The 3,737-nt window shown below is 38.5% G+C and carries 4 protein-coding genes; 2 read left to right on the top strand and 2 right to left on the bottom strand.

Features of this window, described 5'->3' with window-relative positions; all coding sequences use genetic code 11:
• Positions 1 to 236, bottom strand: a 236-nt coding sequence (locus tag AC1DDX_RS25195; protein WP_477622807.1) for a hypothetical protein, incomplete at its 3' end; no start/stop codon positions are given.
• A gap of 26 nt (positions 237 to 262) precedes the next feature.
• The gene (locus AC1DDX_RS25190) at positions 263 to 895 is read right to left on the bottom strand and encodes an ABC transporter ATP-binding protein (protein WP_172662636.1); all 633 of its coding nucleotides are present in this window, start codon (positions 893 to 895) and stop codon (positions 263 to 265) included.
• Positions 896 to 1,098: 203 nt separating this feature from the next.
• Here AC1DDX_RS25190 and AC1DDX_RS25185 point away from each other — a divergent pair, with 203 nt between their 5' ends.
• Entirely contained in the window at positions 1,099 to 1,467 is a 369-nt protein-coding gene (locus AC1DDX_RS25185) for a hypothetical protein (RefSeq protein ID WP_172662637.1), read from the top strand.
• A gap of 70 nt (positions 1,468 to 1,537) precedes the next feature.
• On the top strand, positions 1,538 to 3,737 hold a 2,200-nt coding region (locus AC1DDX_RS25180; protein ID WP_477622806.1), incomplete at its 3' end, for a TonB-dependent receptor.

Genomic DNA, 3,737 nt, shown 5'->3' with positions numbered 1-3,737 from the left:
GTGGTAACATATTGCCAGCTTTTAATTGTGTAAATAAAAGCAGCCAAACAGAAAAAACCCATTATTACCGGACTGCTTACCAATGATAGCGTAATCATCAGATTCCAAACCGTAAATGCCCATATAGGAACACTCCCCAGTGTATTTATAAAAAAACAATAACAGAGTATTGTACCAAAAAGGAAAATCAACATTCCAGAATGCATCCGGTAAAAACCAGACGAGAAAATTTTCATCAATACATTAGTTAACGGCGATTGTCTCATTTCTCCATTGTAAGTGTTTGTTTATCTACCAGCAGTACCCGGGCTTTCGTTAATAACACTTCACTTAATGGCTGATGAGACGACAAAAGAAAAGTAGTGTTTTCTTCTTCATGCTTTTTCAGTATCCACCGGCATAATATGTCCAATGATTCCGTATCAATAGTAATCAAGGGCTCATCAAGCAGAATTACTTTAGGCCTACCTAAAAAAGCAAGCACTAAGGAGAGCTTTTTAAGCATTCCACTAGAATAAGAGCCCACTGCATTGCTCAGATAGCTTTCCATTTTCATGCTTTTTATGAAATACAATTCCTGACCAGGGGTTGCCTGTTTTGCTTTTGCAAATAAGGCAATCATTTCCCATCCGGTTAAAAATTCAGGATAAATAGGTTCTGCATCAGCAAAATTTACCATTTTTCGATAAGGAACGCTATCCTTTTTAACGCTCACATTGTTCAATAATATTTCACCCTCAAAGAAGAGAAATCCGCCAATGGACTTTAATAAAGTGCTTTTTCCGGAACCATTAACACCTTTTATCCAATAGATGCCAGGCTCAATCCTTAGGCTTTCTATTTGTAAAATCGGATGATAACCATATGATTTTCGGAAGTTGGTAAATTGTAGCATTCAGGATACTTAAATTGTGATTGATGATTTTTTACATTTTGTAGCGCCAGACTAACCTATTAGAAGAACTGAGAAAAGAAATGTTACATTTTAGATCCATTCAGATCAAACGACTTTAGAAATAAAATTTATAGCATTATCTTTTGGTACAAAGAAATAAATATGTTGTTTAATATCGTATAAGCATTACCTTTGCAGCAATTATGTTCAGAGGCCTAATCGCTTTTTCTTTAATCTTCATGATGTTGACTGCTAATTTCAGCAGATTCTTCATCTATGCCGGATTTGAGCTGAACAAGAATTACATTGCTTCGGAACTTTGTGAGAACAGAGACAAACCAATGATGCATTGCAATGGGAAGTGTTACCTGATGAAAAAGCTTAAGCAGGCCGAAGAGAAAGAAAAGAACCAAAGTCGGGCTGCACAAAAAGGTCATTTTCAGGAAGCACTTATCATACATAAAACAAATTTCAATTTTTTACCCCAACTGATTAAAGTAATTAACCCTTTTGAACTGCCTTTTGCACTTCCAAGGCATTCAGCTGCTATATTCCATCCACCTCAGGCATAGTCAATGCTTACCGCAGAATGTTACATTCTGCTATTTTCATGGAATAACAATTATACTTTAATTTTTTACAATGCACCTATTCAGATACTTATATATATCTATGGGGCTGGCTATGATATTTTGTCATACGCAAGCTCAAACACGGCTTATTAAAGGTCGTATCTACGACTCTCAAACACGTCAGCCATTAGCTGGTGTTATTTTAACAACAAATACTGCTCAACAAGTAGGTAAGTCTGATGTAAAAGGATACTTTGAAATCGATGGCTCTCAGCTAGATGGACAACTAAAAGCGACCTTACCTGGTTACAAATCACAGACCATTAAAATCAACGCCTATCAAAACGATCTGAATGTTCAGCTAGAAGCAGATGGAGTAAGCCTCAATGAGGTTAGGGTTGCAGGCTACAGTGAAAACAAGACCAACAAGGAAACGGCAGGAGGATTATCGTTGATCACATCAAGAGATATCAACCGTGGAAGTGCAGTTTCATTGCAACCTGCTTTAAATTCAATTCCTGGGGTCCGAATGGATCAAAGCACGCTCTCGGAAGCCCGAATTTCAATAAGAGGTAATGGCGTGCGTGCATCTTACGGCATTCGTAACGTAAAGGTTTATGTAAATGAAATCCCTGTTACAGAAGCCGATGGCACCACCAGAATTGAAGCACTTGATGTAAACAGCATTGGTAGAGCGGAGGTGATAAAAGGCCCTGCTTCAAGTATATATGGTGCGGGAACAGCTGGGGTTATTAACTTTCAATTACAGCGATCGCCATACCAGGAACAAAGCATAGAAGCTTCTGCACTTGTTGGTTCTTATGGCTTACACCGTTTAGCTACCACCTACAGAAGCGGRGGAGATAAAGTGAATAGCTATGCTTCATATGGCTGGCAGGAATACGATGGTTATCGTGAGCATAGCAAAGATATGCGTAGGTTTTTAACTGGTAATTTCCAGCTTTTTCCAAGTGATAAGCGCATTGTTACTTTAATGCTGAACAGAACTACACAGTATTCGCAAATTCCGGGGTCGTTAACTCAGGATCAGGTGGCTGCAAATCCAAAGCAAGCAAACGCTACAAATCTAGATAAAGCGGCAGGTAGATATCAGAACTGGACAAGGGTAGGCCTGGGACAGCAATATCGCTTTAACGATCAGTTCTCTAACACCACAAGTGTTTTTACATATTTCTACGATTTGAATCACCCACTTCCTTATGCGTATATCCGTAATACATACCAAAGTTACGGTGGCAGAACCCGCTTTGCCTACGATCCCGGCTTTAGTGTTTTACCTACTAAATTTACTGTTGGTGCTGAATTTAACAGTGGTCTAACCAAGGGAACGCAGTATGTTAACAACCAGGGTAAAGAAGGAACAATAAACGCTAATATTGATTATCGAAACACTCAGTATTCCTTATTTTATCAGTCTGAAACAGAGCTGACTGCAAAGACTACCTTAACTTTAGGTATTAGCTACAACAGTCTGAATTATGATGTTCGGGATTACTTGAAACCCAACCAGAGCGGAGTTAAAAAGTTTGATCCACAAGCAACACCACGCATAGCCCTTAGCCACACTTTCAGTGATGCGATTAGTTTACATGCAAGTGTAAGCTCAGGGTTTTCTCCGCCTTCGAGTTCCGAAATAAAGAACGTAGATGGCTCTATCAATCCGAATCTACAGGCAGAAAAGGGGCTGAATTATGAGTTTAATGCAAAGGGTAACCTCTTAAAATCTCGTCTGGAATACGATCTTGCCTTATTTAAAATGGACATGAAGGGTGAGCTTATTGCCCAATCTATTCAGCAAGGCATCACTATCTATAATAATTCAGGTAAAACCAGCCATAATGGTGTAGAACTGTCGTTATCCTATCAGTTATTTAAACCAGAAGACGATAGCCAGATTCTTAGCTTACGCCCTTTTGCAGCGATAACCTATTCAGATTTTAAATTTAAAGACTATAAGACTTTAAATGCCCAAAATGAGGTCACAGCCACTTATGATGGAAATGAATTAACCGGTATTGCGCCTTGGATGGTAAATGCAGGAATAGATCTTGAAACCAAAAGCGGATTGTATTTCTATGGAAGCTATTTTTATAGTGATAAACTACCTCTTAACGATGCGAATACAAGCTACAATCCATCTTACAATGTTGTAAATGCCAAATTAGGTTACAAGAAACAAGTAGTGAAGCATCTTGAACTAAACGTTTATGCAGGTCTGGATAATATTCTCGATAAAAACTACAGCTCTC

The sequence above is a fragment of the Pedobacter sp. 10L46_2 genome (genome assembly GCF_056395165.1).
The sequence above is the reverse complement of the archived record's forward strand: the minus strand, read 5'-3'. Positions and strand labels throughout refer to the sequence as shown.

Bases quoted from the DNA above. Each gene is read 5' to 3' on its own strand.
- AC1DDX_RS25190 (WP_172662636.1), bottom strand. From the start codon at position 895: ATGCTACAATTTACCAACTTCCGAAAATCATATGGTTATCATCCGATT.
- AC1DDX_RS25185 (WP_172662637.1), top strand. From the start codon at position 1,099: ATGTTCAGAGGCCTAATCGCTTTTTCTTTAATCTTCATGATGTTGACT.